This window comes from Brevundimonas vitisensis, assembly GCF_016656965.1.
GTDB classification, from domain to species: Bacteria; Pseudomonadota; Alphaproteobacteria; order Caulobacterales; family Caulobacteraceae; genus Brevundimonas; species Brevundimonas vitisensis.
Map to the genome: position 1 here is coordinate 882,325 of NZ_CP067977.1, position 18,232 is coordinate 900,556.

Genomic DNA, 18,232 nt, shown 5'->3' on the forward strand with positions numbered 1-18,232 from the left:
GCTCTCGCGCTTGTTCGGTCGCAGGCCCGTGCTACACCCCCCGCGCACCGAGAGCCAAGCCGAAGAGACCCTTCCCATGACCGAGCGCCCGACCCACCGCAGTGAAACCGACACCTTCGGCCCGATTGAGGTCGCGGCCGACCGCTATTGGGGAGCGCAGGCGCAGCGGTCGCTGGGCAACTTCAAGATCGGCTGGGAGAAGCAGCCGCTGCCGATCGTGCGGGCCCTTGGCATCGTCAAACGCGCCGCTGCCGAAACCAATATGGCCCTGGGCCGTCTGGATCCGGCCATCGGCAACGCCATCGTCAAGGCGGCCGACGAGGTCATCGAGGGCAAGCTGAACGACCACTTCCCGCTGGTGGTCTGGCAGACCGGCTCGGGCACACAGTCGAACATGAATGCCAATGAGGTCATCAGCAACCGCGCCATCGAGATGCTGGGCGGGGAGATGGGGTCCAAGAAGCCGGTCCACCCCAATGACCACGTCAATATGAGCCAGTCGTCGAACGACACCTATCCCACGGCCATGCACGTCGCCTGCGCCGAAGAGGTGGTCCACCGGCTGCTGCCCGCTCTGCAACAGCTGCGTAATGCCCTGAACGACAAGGCCGAGGCCTGGAAGGGCATTATCAAGATCGGCCGCACCCACACCCAGGACGCGACGCCCCTGACGCTGGGCCAGGAGTTCTCCGGCTATGTCCAGCAGGTGACCAAGGGCATCGAGCGGATCGAGACCACCCTGCCCGACCTGATGCAGCTGGCCCAGGGCGGCACCGCCGTCGGCACCGGCCTGAACGCCCCTGTGGGCTTTGCCGAGGGCGTGGCGGACAAGATCGCCTCCATCACCGGCCTGAAGTTCACGACCGCCCCCAACAAGTTCGAGGCCCTGGCCGCCCACGACGCCATGGTCATGAGCCACGGGGCGATCAACACGGTCGCCGCCAGCCTGTTCAAGATCGCCAACGACATCCGCTTCCTGGGCTCTGGCCCGCGCTCGGGTCTGGGCGAACTGGCCCTGCCGGAGAACGAGCCGGGCTCGTCGATCATGCCGGGCAAGGTCAATCCGACCCAGTGCGAGGCGCTGACCCAGGTCTGCGTCCAGGTGTTCGGCAACCACGCGGCGATCACCTTCGCCGGATCGCAGGGTCATTTCGAGCTGAACGTCTTCAACCCGGTGATGGCGTACAACTTCCTGCAGTCGGTGCGCCTGATGGCCGATGCGGCGGTGTCGTTCACCGAAAACTGCGTCGTCGGCATCGAGCCGCGGATCGACAACATCGAGCGCGGCCTGAACAACTCGCTGATGCTGGTCACCGCCCTGAATGGCAAGCTGGGCTATGACGCCTGCGCCAAGATCGCCAAGACCGCACACAAGAACGGCACGACGCTGCGCGAAGAGGCGGTCGGCGGCGGCTATCTGACCGATGCCGAGTTCGACGAGGCGGTGCGGCCCGAGAAGATGATCTCGCCGGGCTAAGAGGCTTCGGGGGCTACGGTCCGCGACCAAGGCTTGTCGCGGATCGTGGCACCGACCGGAGCGAGGGCCAGCTTGGCCAGCTCCAGGTCCTTGATCGCAAAGGGAATGCCGATGATCGTGATGGCCTCGGCCACGGCGATGATCAGGTGCGACAGGGCGATGTACCAGCCGGCAAAGACGAACCAGATCACGTTCAGCCCGACGCCGAAACAACCGACGTCCCGGCCCCCGGCCTCGCCGGCCCAGACGACCTCACGGCCGAACGGCCAGAAGGAATAGCTGGCGATCCGCCAGGCGGCGAAGCTCCATGGCAGGCCGACGACGGTGATCGCCAGGATCGCCCCGCCGATCAGCCACAGCAGGCCCGACAGCCAGCCTCCGAAGATCAGCCACAGGATGTTCAGGATCAGGCGGATCATTCACGGTCTCCGGACGGGCCCGTCGCCCGCCAGCTCAAGGTAGGGCGCTCCGCCGCCGTCTGACAGGTGGCGCAGGGTGAATTCGTGGTAAGTTCGCCGCTGCGCACCGGAGAGCGGCATGGGCGATGTCATCAATCTGAACAAGGCCCGAAAGGCTCGCGCCCGAAGCGAGGCCAAGGACCAGGCCGCCGTCAACCGGGTAGCCCATGGCCGCTCGAAGGCCGAACGCGACGCCGCAGCGGCCGAACGCGAGCGCCTGCAGCGCCTGCTCGACGGCAGCAAACGGGAGGACTGACATGGCCGACGATCCCAAGAAGGACCCCCGCCTGGTCCACGGCCTGATCCCCATGCTGGTCGCGCAGCGGGTCAAGGGCGAGCGCGAACGGCGCATGAAGCTGGCGGCGGCCAAGGCGGCGCGCGAGGCGGCCTCCCCCGCCGATGGGCTCCAGAAAAAGAAGAAGCGCGGCTGGTTCGGCTAGACGACCTTGGGTGCGCGGATCAGCAGCCCCTGCCCCGCCAGCACCAGCACCAAGCCGACGAGGGCGGTCCACCCGAACCGGGCATCCTCGAACACCACCGACACCAGCATGGCGATCGGCGGGGTCAGGGCGGAGATATAGCTGGCCAGGGCATAGCCCCGCGCCCGGGCAATGGTGAAGTACAGCACGAAGGCGATCACCGACCCGAACAGCGACAGATAGAGCAGCGAAAGCAGGTATCCGGCCGACAGATCAATGCTCCAGCTGACGCCGGTGATCAGGCCGTACAGCGCCAGCAGACCGGTGCCATAGGCCATGGCCCAGGCGGTCGAGGGGATGACAGGAGCCCCCGCCATCTGACCGCGCCAGGAAAAGAAGTTGCCTACGGCTGAACTGCACACAGCGATCACGGCAAAGGCGATGCCCAGGACGGCCGCAGGCTCCATCTTCGCGCCGACGACCTCGCCGCCTGACAGCACGACCACCCCGACGACACCCAGACCGGCCCCCAGCCACGACAGGGCCGCAGCCTTCTGGCCCGCCGCGACGCGGAAGAGGATCAGGTTGAGGAAGGCCAAGGCCGCAAAGATCACGGCAACGATGGCCGAGGCCACCAGACCCTCGGCCGCATAGACGAAGGCATAGCTGACCGCGAAGACGAACGCCCCCTGTCCCAGGGCTGCCAGATGCTGTGTCCGGTTCAGCACCAGCGAGCGCCCAGTCACCAGACACCCGGCGAACAAGATCATAGCGGCCAGACCGAAGCGCCAGACGCAGGACACGATCGGATCGACCGTGCCCAACTGCCAGGTGATCGCATACCAGGTCGTCCCCCAGATCAGGGCGCAGATGCCCACACCGACAATGGCCAGCGTTGCGGCGGACGGGCGGACGAAGGCGGGTCGGCTGGGCTGGGACGGGGACACGGCGATGGATTTCGGCTCTGCGGGCGGGACCGGTTCCCTGAACGCGCACGGGGCGGCACACAAGCCCAAACTGGTCGCCGTCCGCGGGTTGGGCTAGTCATAGACCATGTTGAAGAAGCGATCCGTGGTCCTGTCCGGTCACGCTACGTCGGTGGCGCTGGAACCGGAATTCTGGGCCTTGCTGGATCGCCTGGCTGCGTCCGAGGGCTTGAGCGGGGCTGCGCTGCTGGCACGGATCGACGCCAACCGCGGGCGCCGGCCGCTCGCCTCCGCCTGCCGTCTGGCCGCCCTTGCGGAGGCGACGCGACGACCGGCAGATGAGGTCGGTTGACACTGCCAGCGGCAGGCGCAAGGTGACCGAACAGAGGTCGCTGAGAGACCCGCCCGAGGATGACGCCGCCATGATTGACCAGAAGCTGATCCCCGCCGCCGTGCTCGGCGGTGCGCTTGCCATCGGGCTGATCGCGGGCGGTGCCCTTGTCGGCCAGGGCATCGTCAATGCCCGGGTGGGCGACCGATCGGTCACGGTGCGCGGTGTGTCAGAGCGCAATGTCGTTGCGGACCTGGCCGTCCTGTCCTTGCGGTTCACCGCGTCCGGCGAGGAGCTGTCGGCGGTGCAGAGCCAGATCGATGCCGATCTGGCCATCGTCCGCGCCTTTCTGAAGGGCCAGGGATATGCCGACGACATCGTCAACTTGGGCCGACTGGAAGTCACGGACACCAAGAACCGCGACTATGCCGCCCAGCCTGGGACGCCGCGCTATATCATGGCCCAGACGGTGATCGTGCGGACCAATGACGTGGCGCGCGTGGCTCAGACCGAGCGCGCACTCAATGACCTGGTGCGTCAGGGCGTCGTCCTGGACTTCACGGCCCCGACCTATGTCTTCACCAAGCTGAACGACGTTCGCCCCGCCATGATCGGCGAGGCGACGGCCTCCGCGCGGACCGGAGCCCAGAAGTTTGCTCAGGATTCGGGGGCGGCCCTGGGGCCTATCAGCCGCGCGACGCAGGGGTCATTCGAGATTCTGGCGCGTGAGGATGTCGACGCCGAGAGCACCTCCCTGAACAAGAGGGTGCGGGTGGTGACGACCATCACCTATCAGCTGAAATAGATCGCTCCGCCGCCTTCCCTTCCGCGAGGCGGATGGAGAGGCGACGGGTGCATATCAGTTCGCGGGAACCGAGGGCGGCTCGACCGGCGGCAGGCTGGGGGCCTCGGGCAGGTCGGGCATTTGCGGGGCGGGGATATCCACGTCGACGTCCACCTTGGTGTCCGACGACGGTGCGGTGACGCCGCCGGAATAGACCACCCAGCCGATGATCAGGACCAGCACCAAAAGGCCGCCGATGACGAAGGGCAGGAACCCTCCACCGCCGCGACGCTCGACCGGGGCCGTATTGATCGTGGTGTGATGGATCGGCCGCTCTTCAGGCGGCGGCGCATTGGGGTCGGTCATGGCTTAGTTGCCCGGAACGGCAGGGGCCGAGACTTCCGGCAGGTTCACGTCAACGTCGACGGATTTGGCTTCGGGCTCCATGCCGCCGCGCGCGAAGACGAAGTAGGCGATGATCGCCAGCACCACGACGATACCGCCGACGATGAAGGCCAGACCGGCATTGCCGCCGCCGCTGTTGGTGTTGTCAGCCATAATACAGTCCCTCCAGGGTTTCAGATGGCGCAGCAACGATTGGTGAGCGCCGACGGTTCCGCTTGGGCATTTCGGCACAGGCGCTGACATCGCCGCTTGTGCTCATTATGTTCCGTCGAATCTGCATACCTGCCCTTTGGTGCCCGTGAACGATTTCCTGCCTACGCCCCGCCTGTCCGACCTGGCCCGCGCCCGTCCACCGGGCGGCGAAGGCGGCGGCGACTATCTGTCCGGGCTGAACCCCGAGCAGCGCATGGCGGTCGAGACGACCGAGGGGCCCGTTCTGGTCCTGGCCGGGGCCGGCACGGGCAAGACGCGGGTGCTGACGACGCGGCTGGCGCATATCCTGGCGACCGGAAAGGCACGGCCGTGGGAGTTGCTGGTCGTCACCTTCACCAACAAGGCCGCGCGGGAAATGCGAGAGCGCATCACCCATCTGATCGGCCCCTTAGCAGAAGGGCTGCGCTGGCTGGGCACCTTCCACAGCGTGGCGGCCTCGATCCTGCGGCGCCATGCAGAACTGGTCGGCCTGAAGTCCAGCTTCACGATCCTGGACACCGACGATCAGGAGCGGCTGCTGAAACAGCTGCTGGAAGCGGCCAATATCGACACCAAGCGCTGGACGCCCAAATCGCTGGCCGGGCTGATCGATCACTGGAAGAACCGCGGCTGGACGCCCGACAAACTGCCCCCTTCCGAGGATTTCGCGAATGGAAAGGGCCAGACCCTTTATGCCGCCTATCAATCCCGTCTCGCGACGCTGAACGCCTGCGACTTCGGCGATCTGTTGCTGCACAACCTGACCATTCTGTCGAAGCACGCCGACATCGCCGAGGAATACCGCGCGCGGTTCCGTTACATCCTGGTCGACGAATATCAGGACACCAACGTCGCCCAGTATCTGTGGCTGCGGCTGCTGACCGCCTCGACCGGCAATGTCTGCTGCGTGGGTGACGATGATCAGTCCATCTATGGCTGGCGCGGGGCCGAGGTCGACAACATCCTGCGGTTCGAGCGGGACTTTCCCGGGGCCCGCATCATCAAGCTGGAACGAAACTATCGCTCGACCAGCCACATCCTGGGGGCGGCATCGGGCCTGATTGCGTCCAACCGCGATCGTTTGGGCAAGACCCTTTGGACCCAGGATCAGTCGGGTGAAAAAGTTCGCGTGCGCGGCGTCTGGGACGGCGAGGCCGAGGCGCGCCTGATCGCCGACGAAATCGAGACGGCCCGCAAACAGGGTATGAACTACAAGGACATGGCCATTCTGGTCCGCGCCTCGTTCCAGATGCGGGCGTTCGAAGAGCGGCTGGTCATGCTGGCCGTACCCTATGTCGTCATCGGCGGCCCCCGCTTCTTCGAGCGGGCCGAAATCCGCGATGCCCATGCCTATCTGCGGCTGATCCAGTCCGAAGACGACGATCTGGCGTTTGAACGCATCGTCAACGTCCCCAAGCGCGGCATCGGCGACACCAGCGTGCAGAAGATCCTGCAGATTGCGCGCCAGAACGGCGTCTCGGCCATGACGGCCGTCCGCGACCTGATCACCTCGGACGAGCTTCAGGCCCGCACGCGCACCGCCCTGTCCACCTTCGTGCGCGATCTGGACCGCTGGCGCGCCCTGGCCGGCGACACGCCTCACTGGTCGGTCACCGAGACCGTGCTGGAAGAGAGCGGCTATACCGACATGCAGAAGGCCGACCGCGTCACGGGTCAGACCCGGCTGGACAACCTGAAGGAATTGGTTGTGGCCATGCAGTCGTTCGAGACTCTGGGGGCCTATCTCGAACACGTATCCCTGGTCATGGACCTGGATCGCGGGGCCGGTGACGACCCGGATGGCGCGGGTGCGGTCCAGATCATGACCCTGCACGGGGCCAAGGGGCTGGAGTTCCCGCTGGTCTTCCTGCCCGGCTGGGAGGAAGGCGTCTTTCCCAGCCAGCGCAGCATCGACGAAAAGGGCGAAAAGGGCCTGGAGGAGGAACGCCGCCTGGCCTACGTCGGCGTGACCCGGGCCAAGCAGGACGCGCGGATCAGCTTTGCCGCCAACCGGCTGGTCTATGGCCGCTGGACCACCCAACTGCCCAGCCGCTTCGTTGACGAACTGCCGATGGACCACGTCGAGGCCCAGAGCGACACCGGCTATTACGGCGCGACCCCGGGCATGAAGGATGCCAAGTCCCGCTGGGACGATGCCCCCAGCTTCGGGGCGGGCTATTCGTCGCCGGGGTGGCAGCGCGCCAAGGCCTTCACCGCTCGCCAGACGCCGCGCTCTGCCCACGCGCGGCACGCGGTGATCGAGGGCGATGGGCGTCTGATCGCCACCGCCGACCCGAAGTCCGGCGCAGGCTGGGCCAGGGGCGAGCGCGTCTTTCACCAGAAGTTCGGCTATGGCTCCATCCGCACCATCGAAGGCAACAAACTGGTCGTTGCGTTCGAAAAGGCCGGCGAAAAGAAGGTCATCGACACCTTCGTGGAGAAGGCGTGACGCGCCATCGAGCGCTGGACGCCTAACGCAACATTAAGCCGTAGCGCCCACGCTGTGGCCGTGCGCGCGCCTCGCTTCCAATCCGGCCTGAGCGACCCTGGTCCCACATGGTGGGAGCAGGCGATCTGCATCGGCATCATCGCCATGCTGACCGGCGCACTGATCGGGCCTGTGTTCGCCCCGACCCAGGAAGAGACGCCGGTGCTGCGCCTGATCTGGCTGCCGGTCTATGCCGCGATTGCCGGCATGATCCTTTATCGGCTGGATCGGATGTGGCGGGTCTGGCCGGCGGCGATTGCCGTGCTCGTGCTGGTCGCCATTACCTATGCCTCCAGCTTCTGGTCGATCGACGCCGAGACGACCGAGCGGCGATCGATCGCCCTGGCCATCAGCGGAGCCTTCGCCCTTTATCTGGGTGCCGTTTTCCGTGGTGCCCATCTGCCGCGCCTGCTGATGCATGCAGGTCTGATCATGGCGGTCGGCAGCCTGGTGATGGTCTTCGCCTTTCCGGCCATCGGCATCCATCAGGCGGACAACGCGGGCCTGTGGCGCGGGCTCTGGTACGAGAAGAACCAGATGGGCGCGGTCATGGTGATCGCTGCGACGGCGTCGGCGGCCTGTCTGGCCTCGCCGGACGACCGGCGGCTTTTGCCCTTCATCGCCCTGGGGCTGACCTCACTGCTGGTGCTGGTGACCCAGTCCAAGACCTCGCTGCTGTGCCTGTCTATCGGCCTGGGCATCGTCGGGGGCTTCTGGGCCATGAAGCGCGGCGGGGCAGTCTTCAGCATTGCCGCCGTCTGGGGCGGCGTGGTCGCGGCGGCCCTCGGCTATATGATCTGGTCCAGCCATTCGGTGGAAATCCTCGAACTGCTGGGCAAGGATCCGTCGCTGACCGGGCGCACCGAGATCTGGGCCGCCCTGATGCGGCGAGTGGCCGAACGGCCCTGGACCGGCTTTGGCTATGGGGCCTTCTGGGGTCGCGATTCCGTACCGGCGGACTGGATCCGGCTGGAGACCGGCTGGCTGGTTCCCAATGCTCACCACGGCTGGATCGACCTGCTGATCCAGGTCGGCTGGCCCGGGACCATCATCGTCGGCGTCATGATGGGCACGACCGTCCTGATCGGGCTGATCCGGTCCAATACGGCGGGAGCCGAAGAAGGCTGGTGGGCCCTGGCCTTCATGGTCGCCTTTCTGGTTCTGAGCCTGTCTGAGAGCGTTCTGCTGGCGCATCAGGGCCTGCCCTGGGTCCTGTTCATGGCCGCGATGACCAGGGCAATCCTGCCCGATCCACAGGCTTTGCAGGCACCGCTTGCGGCAAGGCCGCGCCGAGCCTACCAGACGGCTCCCCGAATCGCGCCAGACTATGCCCATGGCCCATCCCGCCGCCCCTTCCCTGTTTGATGATGTCCCCGAGCCGCCCCGGCCTGCTACGGTAGCGCCTCCGGTTACCCCGGCGCCGGCCCGCGTCGAACCGGCGCAGCCCTCGGCCCCTGCCGCGCCCTCGGTGCCGGGTTCCTATTCCGCTTCCTCGATCGAGGTGCTGGAAGGACTGGAGCCGGTCCGCAAGCGCCCGGGCATGTATATCGGCGGCACCGACGAACGGGCCCTGCACCACCTGTTCGCAGAGGTGCTGGACAATGCCATGGACGAGGCCGTGGCCCGCCATGCCAAGCTGATTACCGTCGATCTGGACGCCGAGGGCCGTCTTTCGGTCCGGGACGACGGTCGCGGCATCCCGGTCGATCCGCACCCCAAACACCCCGGCAAGTCTGCGCTGGAGGTGGTGATGACGGTGCTCCATTCCGGCGGCAAGTTCTCGGGCAAGGCCTATGAGACATCCGGCGGGTTGCACGGCGTGGGCGTCAGCGTCGTCAACGCCCTGTCGGAACGGCTCGACGTCACCGTCTGGCGCGACGGCCATGAATGGAGCCAGAGCTTCAGCCGGGGCCTGCCGCTGGGGTCCATCGCCAAGGGCGCACCGTCAAAGAAGCGCGGCACCCTGATCGCCTTCAAGCCGGACGAGGAAATCTTCGGCACCGGCGCGGCCTTCAAGCCGGCCCGTCTGTTCCGCATGGCGCGGTCCAAGGCCTATCTGTTCCGCGGCGTGGAAATCCGCTGGACCTGCTCGCCCGAACGGATCACCGATGCGACCCCCGCTCAGGCGGTCTTCCACTTTCCCAACGGTCTGGCCGATGCCCTGGCCGAGCGGATCGGCGAGTTGGAAACCGTCACCCCGGCCTTCGCCGGTCGGGTCGAGCGCAAGGGCGAGGCCGGTGCGGTGGAATGGGCGGTCACCTGGTCGCCGATCGGCTTCGGAGAGGCCGACGGCTTCGTCTCCTCTTACTGCAACACCGTTTCCACGCCCGATGGCGGAACGCATGAAGCCGGTTTCCGCGCAGCCCTGGTCAAGGGGCTGAAGGCGTACGGCGAACTGACGAACGAAAAGCGCGCGGCTCAGATCACCGCCGAGGACGTGATCGCCAATGCCGGGGCCATGATCTCGGTCTTCATCCGCAATCCGGAATTCCAGGGCCAGACCAAGGACCGCCTGTCTTCGCCCGAAGCCCACCGTCTGGTGGAACAGCTGCTGCGCGATCCGCTGGACCACTGGCTGACCGAAAGCCCGAAACAGGCGAACAGCCTGCTGAGCTTCGTGATCGAACGGGCCGAAGACCGGCTGCGTCGTCGCAAGGACAAGGAGGTGCAGCGCGCCTCCGCCACGCGCAAGCTGCGCCTGCCGGGCAAGCTGTCGGACTGTACGCGCCAGGGGGCCGACGGCACCGAGCTTTTCATCGTCGAGGGGGATTCGGCCGGTGGCTCGGCCAAGCAGGCGCGCGACCGCAATACCCAGGCCATCCTGCCCCTGCGCGGCAAGATCCTGAACGTTGCCTCGGCCACGGCGGACAAGCTGCGGGCCAATGCCGAACTGTCCGATCTGATGCTGGCCCTGGGCGTCCAGGCGGGGCAGAAGTTCAACATCGATGACCTGCGCTATGAGCGTATCGTCATCATGACCGACGCCGATGTGGACGGTGCCCATATTGCAGCGCTGCTGATCACCTTCTTCTATCGCACCATGCCCGAGGTGATCCGCCAGGGCCGCCTGTTCATGGCCCTGCCGCCCCTCTATCGCCTGTCCAGCGGCCCGCTGAGCGAATATGCCCGCGACGAGGCGCATCGTGATGAGCTGATGGCGACGACCTTCAAAGGCAAGAAGGTTGAACTGGGCCGGTTCAAGGGCCTGGGCGAGATGATGGCCTCCCAGCTGAAGGAGACCACCATGGATCCCAAGAAGCGGACCCTGGCCCGTGTCTCCCTGCCAGCTTCGGAAGAAGAGATCGAGGATCTGGTCGAGCGGCTGATGGGCAAGAAGGCGGATGCCCGCTTCCAGTTCATCCAGGAAAATGCCCAGTTCGCGGTGGCCGATCTGGACGTGTGAGACTAGCGTCTTCGCATTGATCGGGAGTTCCCAATGCGTATAGCCGCCCTTCTCGCTGCTGCCTCGGTTGTGGTTGCTCCGCACAGCTTGGCCCAGGATGCCCCCGCGCCTGTTCCGATCGCCGAATGGCCGTTGGAAAAGATCGAGGCCATGGGGCGTGAAATCTATATTCAGGACGTCGCTGCCTGGGTGGCGACGGATGCCCTGATCGCCCATCTGGCGGGTGCCCAGCCGAAGGGGATCGCTGGCTGGATCGTAACGGGCGATGGGCCAGATCGTCTGGTTCGCTTCGTCACCCGCGATGGCGAAACGATCTCGGCAGGCTGGGACATCATGGTGACTGCCGGTCGCGCAGGTCCCGTCAAGGTCGTTACCGGCCAGCCCCTTTCGGACTTGGAACAGGCTCGCTTCCGAGCGCGGCAAACTGCGATCGAAGGCATTGGTCCGCTGCGCTGCTCACCCAATCTGAACACTGTGGTCGCCGACGATCCTGACGGTGATGGCTGGTTGGTGTGGCTGCTGACTGCGACGACGGATGCCAAAGTCGTACCGATGGGAGGCCACTACCGCTTCCACATTAGCACCGATGGTCGCGAGGTTCTGAGCCGGGATCAGTTGAGCAACACCTGTGTGTCGATGAACCTCGACCCCACGGGTTCACAAGGCCCAACTGCGGGTCTCTATGTTACGCAGATAGTATCCAGCGCCCCGGTCGAGACCCACGTATTCCTTTCCCTGCAGAACCGGATGCCGATCTACGTAATCGCTGGCGAGAAAATGTTCGAGGTTCTGGGAGACGACATCACGATCGTAGCAGCCGAACGCTAGGCAATGACGCCTATCCGCTGAACAACCCGACAAGTTCTCGCCCCGCCAGGATCGCGAACAACACCGCGGCTCCGCCCAGCAGGAGGTTGGACACCCAGCCGCTGCGCCATTCGGGCGGCACCCGGCTGGAGTTCAGCAGCCACAAAAGCGTTCCCGCCAGGAAGGGCATGAACAGGCTGCCGAGCACGCCATAGGCCACGATCAGGCCGAAGGGGCGGTCCATGAACAGCAGCAGCATGGGCGGGAGGGTCAGCCACAGCACATAGGCCCGGAACGCCGGGCTGCGGTCGCCTCTGGCCCCTTCGTCCGCAGAGCGTCCGGCCAGATGGGCGGTGAAGTCGGCGAACATCAGGCTGACCCCCTGCCAGACGCCCAGCAGGCTGGTGAAGGAGGTGGCCCAGAAGCCGATCAGGAACATCACCGATACCAGCTGTCCGAACCGGTCGCGCAGCACCCGGTCCAGGTCCAGCAGGCCCCGCTCGCCCCCCGCCAGGGCGATGCCGCCCGCGTGCAGCAGCTCAGCCCCCACGATCAACATGGCGACGACGAAAAGGCCGGTGACGCCATAGGCGATGCGGTTGTCGATCCGCATCACGCCGATCCAGGCCGGACCTCGCCAGCCCTTGGCATTCAGCCAGTATCCATAGGCGGCCATGGTGATCGTCCCGCCGACGCCCCCCATCAGCCCCAGGGTATAGAAGACCGATCCCGGCGGCAGGGTAGGCCACATCCCGGTCAAAAGGCGCGGAAGGTCAGGGGTCACGATGATGGCCAGACCGACCACGGTCACGAACATCACGCCCACCAGTGCGGTCATCACGGTCTCAAACAGGCGATAATTGCCGAACCAGACCATGCCGAGCCCTGCAAGGCCGCTGAGGATTCCCCAGGTCTTCAGGTCCAGCAATGGAACCAGGGCCGCCAGCGGCAGGGCCGTGGCCGTCATCGCCGCCGCCCCATAGACGAAGCCCCAGACAACGACATAGAGGCCGAAATAGACCCCGGCCCAGTTCAACCGTCCGCCCATCAGGGTCGCCCCCGGCAGACTGGACCATCCGTCGAAGATGGTGCGCCCGGACGACAGGACCCATCGCCCGACGCCTTCGGCCAAGGCGATCTTTAGAACCGCGCCCAGAACTGCCGCCCACAGCAGAGCATAGCCGAACCGCGATCCGGCGATCAGCGTCGCGACCAGGTCACCGGCTCCGACCCCTGTTGCCGCAACCACAATTCCCGGCCCGATCAGGGACAGGCGTTTGGGCGGCACGGCATCGGGCCGGGGATCGGTCAACGCACGCGCTCGTAATAGGCCTGGATCAGGTCCAGACGTTCGGCAAAGGGGATCGGCTTGTCGACCGGTCCGTCATTGGTGAACTCCAGCAGCCGATCAGTTGCTTCCCGGAAGTCCGGCCAAGTGGGCCGGCCCACGCCATTGGGATCGCCGGAGCGGGCAAAAGTCGTCCAGTAGTCGGCCATGGCGGTCGCCGCCCTCTGGTCCCGTTCGCCCATCGGCCAGTTGGTGGTCCACAGATTGTCGAACACATAGGGCCGTTCGGACGCGTGGGTCGCGCCCTCGTGCTGAGGTTCGGGACTGGGGTCGGGCACGACGTCGAAGCGGTAGAGATAGGTTGGATGCCCGGCCCGCGCGTGCAGCCGGGCAAGGTTGCGGGCCGGTTCGTTGAAGGCCAGGTCACTGACCACATGGGCATTGTACCCGGCCTCGCCGCCATAGGCGGCATAAAGGGTCTCGCGCTCCTCAAAGGTCAGGGCGTCGTCGATCTCGCCATAGGGGCTGAGGTCGGTCGGCTTCATCCACCAGAATTCGGCGCTGTTGGTTCCGATCATGAAGGGGACCGGGGCCTGAAGCCCGGCAGCAAAGGCGGGCTCGACATCCCTGGTGACCACTTGTCCGTCGATGACCAGATTGTCTCCGCCGTAGAAACTGGGCGCAGGCGTCAGCAGGGTTTCGGCCGGGATCGCCCGCAGCTGGTCCGCCGTCGTCAGGTTCCAGGCATAGTTCAAGCCGCGATCCTGCAATGACGCACCGCCGATGGCGGAGGGCCGGTCCAGCGGCGTCCCGGTATCGCGTCCCAGGCCGGACTGCACGACCGCGCGATGGAACAGGCCTCTCGCCTTGGGCGAGATCATCAGCCGCGTCACCGCCGCGCCCCCGGCCGATTCTCCGAATACGGTCACATTGGCCGGATCCCCGCCGAAAGCGCCGATATTGTCCCGCACCCATTCCAGCGAGGCGACGATATCCATCATGCCGTAGTTGCCGCCCGGCTCATCCTCGGTCCGCTCGGCCGCCAGGGCCGGGTGGTCGAAAAAGCCCAGCCGTCCCAGCCGGTAATTCACGGTGACCACGACCACGCCGCGCCGCGCCAGATTGCGTCCATCGTAAAGGGTCGCGGTTCCCGATCCGTTGTTCATACCTCCGCCATGGATCCACACCATGACCGGCAGCGGCCCCTCAGCATCAGCGGGTGCCCAGACGTTCAGGGTCAGGCAGTCCTCGCTCATCGGGCCAGGGCCGACACCCGGATCGCCATTGCCGGGGGGCTGGATGCACAGGGCACCATAGGAACCAGCATCGCGTGGCGTCGCCCAGGCCAGCGGCGGCCGCGGCGCGCGCCATCTGAGCGGCCCGACCGGGGGCTCGGCATAGGGTATGCCTTTATAGGCTGCGATGCCGTCCTCGACCCTGCCGACCAGTTCGCCCTGTGCCACGGCGACGATCGGGGGAGCTTCAGGCTCGGGTAAGGGGGACATCAGAACGGCGACCGTCGACAACAAGTTGGCAATGAACATGAGGCCAGACTAGGCGATCGTGAGCGCGTTGCACAAATGCTGGAACCAAAGTTGCGCTTTGGCATTGCGAGACATCGGGCCGTGAGGAGTCACGCGTCCAGCGCGGCGGGGGAATATTGAAAGACCTGGCTAAATCCGGCGCGGTGTCCGCAGATCTTGCGACAGCATTTGACGCTTCACCCAATCCCTATGTGCTGTTGACCCCCGATCTCCGCATCGCAGGGATGAATGACGCCTATCTGGAGGTGACCAACAGTCGGCGCGAGGACATCATCGATCGCCCGCTGTTTGCCGCTTTCGATTCCGGGCCGGGAGAGGAAGCCCCCGAAAACGTCCGCCAGGTGAAGGCCTCGCTCGAGAAGGCCCGCGACACGCGCCAGCGCGACCACCTGGCCCTGGTCCGGTTTTCCATCCCGAAGAAGGGGCCGGACGGGAAGGTGAACTTCGAGGACCGGTACTGGAGCGCCACCCACACGCCGATCCTGGATGCCGAAGGCAAGGTTGCCTATCTGCTGCAGCACACCAACGACATCACCGAACTGGAACGCCTGCGTCGCCAGCACGGCTTGAACGACTCCGAAACGATCAGCGCGCTGGACGCCATGATCGGCGGCAATGTCATGCGCCGCGCCCAGCTGGTGCAGGAGGATAATCGACGGCTGGAGACCGAGCGCAATCGCCTGATCGACCTGTTCATGTCTGCGCCCGGCTTTGTCGCCATTCTCAGCGGTCCAGAGCATGTGTTCGATATGCACAATGCCGCCTATGGCCATCTGATTGGCCGCGGCAGCGTGGTGGGCAAGCCCATTCGCGAAGCGCTGCCGGACGTCGACGGCCAGGGCTATTACGAACTGCTGGACAGCGTCTTCGCCACGGGTGAACCGATCGAAGGTCGCGAGGCCCCGGTCAGTTTCCAGACCAGCGCGGACGGCCCGATCCAGGAACGGTTCGTCAATTTCGCCTACCAGCCGATCCGTGACGCCGACGGCCAGGTGGCTGGTATCTTCGTTCAGGGCCACGACGTCACCGACAGCGTCCTGGCTGCGCAGCGCCAGAAGTTGATGATCGACGAACTGAACCACCGGGTGAAGAACACCCTGGCGACGGTTCAGTCCATTGCCATGCAAACCGCCCGCTCGCACAGCAATCCGGCCTCTTTCGCCGAGACCTTTCAGGCCCGGCTGATGTCCCTGTCGCACACCCATGACCTGCTGACGCGCAGTCATTGGGAAGGGGCCGATCTGAAAGACGTGCTGAAGCATGAGACCGAGGCCCACGGGTGCCACCGGGTCCTGGCCAACGGCCCGCATCTGGCCCTGCCGCCCGCTGCAGCCCTGTCGCTGGGCATGATCTTCCACGAACTGGCCACCAATGCCGCCAAGTACGGGGCCCTGTCGACGACCGATGGCAGGGTGATGGTCGACTGGTCCGTGAGCGAGGCGCCCGAGCGGCGGCTGAACCTGGTCTGGCGCGAGATCGGCGGCCCCGCCGTAAGTCCCCCCGTGCGACGCGGATTCGGCAGTCGACTGATCGAACGCAACGTTCGTCATGATCTGGCGGGCGAGGTGAAACTGAGCTACGCAGCCGAAGGCTTCGAAGCGGAACTTTCGGTTCCACTGACCAAGGGACAGATAAGTTGAGCAATGGCCTGAACGGTCGCCGGGTACTGGTCGTCGAAGACGAATCCCTGGTCGCCATGCTGCTGGAAACGATTCTCGAAGACATGGGGTGCACACCCGTGGGGCCGGCGTCCAGCGTCGCCGAGGGTCTGACCATGGCTGCGGACGAGCCTGAGCTGGACGCTGCCCTGCTGGACGTGAATGTCGCTGGCAGCCAGGTCTTCCCGGTGGCGGCGGCGCTGACGGCGCGCGGCGTGCCCTTCGTCTTTTCGACCGGCTATGGCGAAGGTGGCCTGCCTGACGAATGGCGCGGCCACGCCACGGTGCAGAAGCCCTTCACCGAAGCGGCCATCCGCCAGGCCCTGATGAAGGCCATGGGCGTGGCCGAAGCCTGACCGGCTCGCACGTCTGACACCCTGCGTCACTGTCGCCCGGCGCGATGATTGACCCCCTGCACGTCCCAAGGCTTAGGTGGGCGATCCCTGAACGATAGCGTGTGCCGATGGCCTATAAATCCCTGCGCGACTTCATCGCCATGCTGGAGGCGGAGGGCGAGCTGGTTCGCGTGTCGGAACCGGTGTCCACCGTTCTGGAGATGACCGAGATCCAGACCCGTCTGCTGCGCAATGGCGGGCCGGCGGTGCTGTTTGAAAAACCGGTCATGCCGGACGGCTCCATCAGCCCCATCCCGGCCCTGGCCAATCTGTTCGGCACGGTGAAGCGGGTCGCCATGGGCGTGACGCTGGAAGGCCGGACCCGCACCACGGCCGGCGAACTACGTGAGGTCGGCGAGCTGCTGGCCTTTCTCAAGAACCCGATGCCGCCGCGTGGCCTGCGCGAGGCATTCGACATGCTCCCCCTGGCCAAGACGGTCATGGGAATGCGGCCGAAGGTGGTGAAATCGGCTCCGGTCCAGGACGTCGTGCTGAAGGGTGAACAGATCGACCTGACGGCCCTGCCTGTTCAGACCTGCTGGCCGGGAGAGCCCGCACCGCTGATCACCTGGGGATTGGTCGTGACCAAGGGCCCGGGCGAAGACCGCGAGGACGACTTCAACCTGGGCATCTATCGGATGCAGGTGCTGGGCAAGGACAAGGCCATCATGCGCTGGCTGGCCCATCGCGGCGGGGCCCAGCACTATGCCCGGCACAAGAAGGCCGGCAAGCGCGAGCCCCTCCCCTGTGCCGTCGTTCTGGGAGCCGATCCCGGAACCATCCTGGCCGCCGTCACGCCGGTACCGGACACCCTGTCGGAATATCAGTTCGCCGGCCTGATGCGCGGGGCCAAGGCCGAACTGGTCCCCTGCAAGACCGTGCCCCTGATGGTCCCGGCCCAGGCCGAAATCGTATTGGAGGGCCACGTCCTGCTGGACGAGCACGCCGAGGAAGGCCCCTACGGCGACCACACCGGCTATTACAACTCGGTCGAGACCTTCCCGGTCTTTCAGGTCAGCGCAATCACGATGCGCCGCGACCCCCTCTATCTGACCACCTTTACCGGCCGCCCGCCGGACGAGCCCAGTGTGCTGGGCGAGGCCCTGAACGAAGTCTTCATCCCCCTGCTGCGCGCCCAGTTCCCCGAGATCGTGGACTTCTGGCTGCCGCCCGAGGGGTGTTCCTATCGCATCGCCGTGGTGTCGATGAAGAAGGCCTATCCCGGCCATGCCAAGCGCGTGATGCTGGGTATCTGGAGCTATCTGCGCCAGTTCATGTACACCAAATGGATCATCGTGGTGGACCACGATATCAACGCCCGCGACTGGAAGGACGTGATGTGGGCCATCTCGACCAAGATGGACCCGGCCCGCGACATCACCGTCATCAAAGGCACGCCGATCGACTATCTGGACTTCGCCAGCCCGGAGAGCGGCCTGGGCTCCAAGATCGGACTGGATGCCACCGATAAGCTGCCGCCGGAGACGCAACGGGAATGGGGCGAGGAGATCCGCATGGATGCAGACGTGGTCGATCGCGTCTCTCAGATGTGGGACCGCCTGGGCCTGCCCGGAGACAGCACGCCCATCTGGAAGTAGGGGCTGCCCCGCCCCCCTAGTGGCCGCCGACCGCGCTCCCTCTGCGACCCTGGTTCGCA

General features: G+C 65.7%; 18 protein-coding genes. 12 read left to right on the forward strand and 6 right to left on the reverse strand.

From position 1 onward, the window contains the following. The first annotated feature begins 76 nt into the window (after positions 1-76). Complete coding sequence (gene fumC, locus JIP62_RS04385) at positions 77-1,477, forward strand: class II fumarate hydratase (RefSeq protein ID WP_201103699.1); 1,401 nt, start codon at positions 77-79, stop codon at positions 1,475-1,477. Here fumC and JIP62_RS04390 read toward each other — a convergent pair. Then, complete coding sequence (locus JIP62_RS04390; RefSeq protein WP_201103700.1) at positions 1,474-1,896, reverse strand: YccF domain-containing protein; 423 nt, start codon at positions 1,894-1,896, stop codon at positions 1,474-1,476. The genes fumC and JIP62_RS04390 overlap by 4 nt on opposite strands. Before the next feature lie 118 nt (positions 1,897-2,014). Between JIP62_RS04390 and JIP62_RS04395 the strand changes: the two genes are divergently transcribed. Then, on the forward strand, positions 2,015-2,191 hold the full coding sequence (locus JIP62_RS04395) for a DUF4169 family protein (RefSeq protein ID WP_201103701.1): 177 nt from the start codon (positions 2,015-2,017) through the stop codon (positions 2,189-2,191). A 1-nt stretch (position 2,192) separates the two neighbouring features. Beyond that, positions 2,193-2,375 (forward strand): hypothetical protein, encoded by a 183-nt coding sequence (locus JIP62_RS04400; RefSeq protein ID WP_201103702.1) that lies wholly within the window; start codon positions 2,193-2,195, stop codon positions 2,373-2,375. Here the strand turns inward: JIP62_RS04400 and JIP62_RS04405 are convergent. Beyond that, positions 2,372-3,301 carry a DMT family transporter gene (locus tag JIP62_RS04405; protein ID WP_230974858.1) on the reverse strand — a complete coding sequence of 310 codons (930 nt, stop codon included), beginning with the start codon at positions 3,299-3,301 and terminating at the stop codon, positions 2,372-2,374. The two genes, JIP62_RS04400 and JIP62_RS04405, sit on opposite strands and share 4 nt — an antisense overlap. 106 nt (positions 3,302-3,407) lie before the next feature. Between JIP62_RS04405 and JIP62_RS04410 the strand changes: the two genes are divergently transcribed. Both JIP62_RS04410 and JIP62_RS04415 read left to right on the forward strand, forming a co-directional pair. Continuing rightward, a complete protein-coding gene (locus JIP62_RS04410) occupies positions 3,408-3,632 on the forward strand; it encodes a ribbon-helix-helix domain-containing protein (protein WP_201103703.1) in 225 nt (74 codons plus the stop codon). 70 nt (positions 3,633-3,702) lie between these two features. Next, a complete protein-coding gene (locus tag JIP62_RS04415; RefSeq protein WP_201103704.1) occupies positions 3,703-4,416 on the forward strand; it encodes an SIMPL domain-containing protein in 714 nt (237 codons plus the stop codon). Between the two features lie 54 nt (positions 4,417-4,470). Here the strand turns inward: JIP62_RS04415 and JIP62_RS04420 are convergent, their stop codons facing one another. Both JIP62_RS04420 and JIP62_RS04425 read right to left on the reverse strand, forming a co-directional pair. Next, complete coding sequence (locus JIP62_RS04420; RefSeq protein WP_230974859.1) at positions 4,471-4,761, reverse strand: hypothetical protein; 291 nt, start codon at positions 4,759-4,761, stop codon at positions 4,471-4,473. Between the two features lie 3 nt (positions 4,762-4,764). Further along, the gene (locus JIP62_RS04425) at positions 4,765-4,953 is read right to left on the reverse strand and encodes a hypothetical protein (RefSeq protein ID WP_201103705.1); all 189 of its coding nucleotides are present in this window, start codon (positions 4,951-4,953) and stop codon (positions 4,765-4,767) included. Between the two features lie 145 nt (positions 4,954-5,098). Between JIP62_RS04425 and JIP62_RS04430 the strand changes: the two genes are divergently transcribed. From JIP62_RS04430 to JIP62_RS04445, 4 genes are read left to right on the forward strand one after another with little or no spacing between them, the layout of a single operon-like run. Beyond that, the gene (locus JIP62_RS04430) at positions 5,099-7,441 is read left to right on the forward strand and encodes an ATP-dependent helicase (protein WP_201103706.1); all 2,343 of its coding nucleotides are present in this window, start codon (positions 5,099-5,101) and stop codon (positions 7,439-7,441) included. A gap of 60 nt (positions 7,442-7,501) precedes the next feature. Next, positions 7,502-8,845, forward strand: a complete 1,344-nt coding sequence (locus JIP62_RS04435; protein WP_230974860.1) for an O-antigen ligase family protein — start codon at positions 7,502-7,504, stop codon at positions 8,843-8,845. Beyond that, positions 8,814-10,883, forward strand: coding sequence for a DNA topoisomerase IV subunit B (gene parE, locus JIP62_RS04440; protein ID WP_230974861.1), 2,070 nt, complete (start codon positions 8,814-8,816; stop codon positions 10,881-10,883). The genes JIP62_RS04435 and parE overlap by 32 nt, the downstream gene beginning before the upstream one ends. A 33-nt stretch (positions 10,884-10,916) precedes the next feature. Then, positions 10,917-11,711: a hypothetical protein gene (locus JIP62_RS04445; RefSeq protein ID WP_201103708.1), complete on the forward strand. Its 795-nt coding sequence runs from the start codon at positions 10,917-10,919 to the stop codon at positions 11,709-11,711. Between the two features lie 10 nt (positions 11,712-11,721). Here JIP62_RS04445 and JIP62_RS04450 read toward each other — a convergent pair whose 3' ends face one another. Both JIP62_RS04450 and JIP62_RS04455 read right to left on the reverse strand, forming a co-directional pair. Next, on the reverse strand, positions 11,722-13,002 hold the full coding sequence (locus tag JIP62_RS04450; RefSeq protein ID WP_230974862.1) for an Nramp family divalent metal transporter: 1,281 nt from the start codon (positions 13,000-13,002) through the stop codon (positions 11,722-11,724). After that, entirely contained in the window at positions 12,999-14,522 is a 1,524-nt protein-coding gene (locus JIP62_RS04455) for a carboxylesterase/lipase family protein (protein WP_201103709.1), read from the reverse strand. The genes JIP62_RS04450 and JIP62_RS04455 overlap by 4 nt, the downstream gene beginning before the upstream one ends. A gap of 143 nt (positions 14,523-14,665) precedes the next feature. Here JIP62_RS04455 and JIP62_RS04460 point away from each other — a divergent pair, with 143 nt between their 5' ends. The 3 genes from JIP62_RS04460 (at position 14,666) to JIP62_RS04470 (ending at position 18,173) form a co-directional block, all read left to right on the forward strand. Continuing rightward, a complete protein-coding gene (locus tag JIP62_RS04460; protein ID WP_230974863.1) occupies positions 14,666-16,162 on the forward strand; it encodes a sensor histidine kinase in 1,497 nt (498 codons plus the stop codon). Then, positions 16,159-16,536: a response regulator gene (locus tag JIP62_RS04465; protein WP_230974864.1), complete on the forward strand. Its 378-nt coding sequence runs from the start codon at positions 16,159-16,161 to the stop codon at positions 16,534-16,536. Before JIP62_RS04460 ends, JIP62_RS04465 begins: the two co-directional genes overlap by 4 nt. Positions 16,537-16,643: 107 nt before the next feature. Continuing rightward, a complete protein-coding gene (locus JIP62_RS04470) occupies positions 16,644-18,173 on the forward strand; it encodes a UbiD family decarboxylase (RefSeq protein WP_201103711.1) in 1,530 nt (509 codons plus the stop codon). Positions 18,174-18,232 lie beyond the last annotated feature (59 nt).

What these genes read in the sequence shown, in the direction of transcription:
- fumC (WP_201103699.1), top strand. Translation starts at nt 77, where the DNA reads ATGACCGAGCGCCCGACCCACCGCAGTGAAACCGACACCTTCGGCCCG.
- JIP62_RS04390 (WP_201103700.1), bottom strand. Translation starts at nt 1,896, where the DNA reads ATGATCCGCCTGATCCTGAACATCCTGTGGCTGATCTTCGGAGGCTGG.
- JIP62_RS04395 (WP_201103701.1), top strand. Translation starts at nt 2,015, where the DNA reads ATGGGCGATGTCATCAATCTGAACAAGGCCCGAAAGGCTCGCGCCCGA.
- JIP62_RS04400 (WP_201103702.1), top strand. Translation starts at nt 2,193, where the DNA reads ATGGCCGACGATCCCAAGAAGGACCCCCGCCTGGTCCACGGCCTGATC.
- JIP62_RS04410 (WP_201103703.1), top strand. Translation starts at nt 3,408, where the DNA reads ATGTTGAAGAAGCGATCCGTGGTCCTGTCCGGTCACGCTACGTCGGTG.
- JIP62_RS04415 (WP_201103704.1), top strand. Translation starts at nt 3,703, where the DNA reads ATGATTGACCAGAAGCTGATCCCCGCCGCCGTGCTCGGCGGTGCGCTT.
- JIP62_RS04420 (WP_230974859.1), bottom strand. Translation starts at nt 4,761, where the DNA reads ATGACCGACCCCAATGCGCCGCCGCCTGAAGAGCGGCCGATCCATCAC.
- JIP62_RS04425 (WP_201103705.1), bottom strand. Translation starts at nt 4,953, where the DNA reads ATGGCTGACAACACCAACAGCGGCGGCGGCAATGCCGGTCTGGCCTTC.
- parE (WP_230974861.1), top strand. Translation starts at nt 8,814, where the DNA reads ATGGCCCATCCCGCCGCCCCTTCCCTGTTTGATGATGTCCCCGAGCCG.
- JIP62_RS04445 (WP_201103708.1), top strand. Translation starts at nt 10,917, where the DNA reads ATGCGTATAGCCGCCCTTCTCGCTGCTGCCTCGGTTGTGGTTGCTCCG.
- JIP62_RS04455 (WP_201103709.1), bottom strand. Translation starts at nt 14,522, where the DNA reads ATGTTCATTGCCAACTTGTTGTCGACGGTCGCCGTTCTGATGTCCCCC.
- JIP62_RS04470 (WP_201103711.1), top strand. Translation starts at nt 16,644, where the DNA reads ATGGCCTATAAATCCCTGCGCGACTTCATCGCCATGCTGGAGGCGGAG.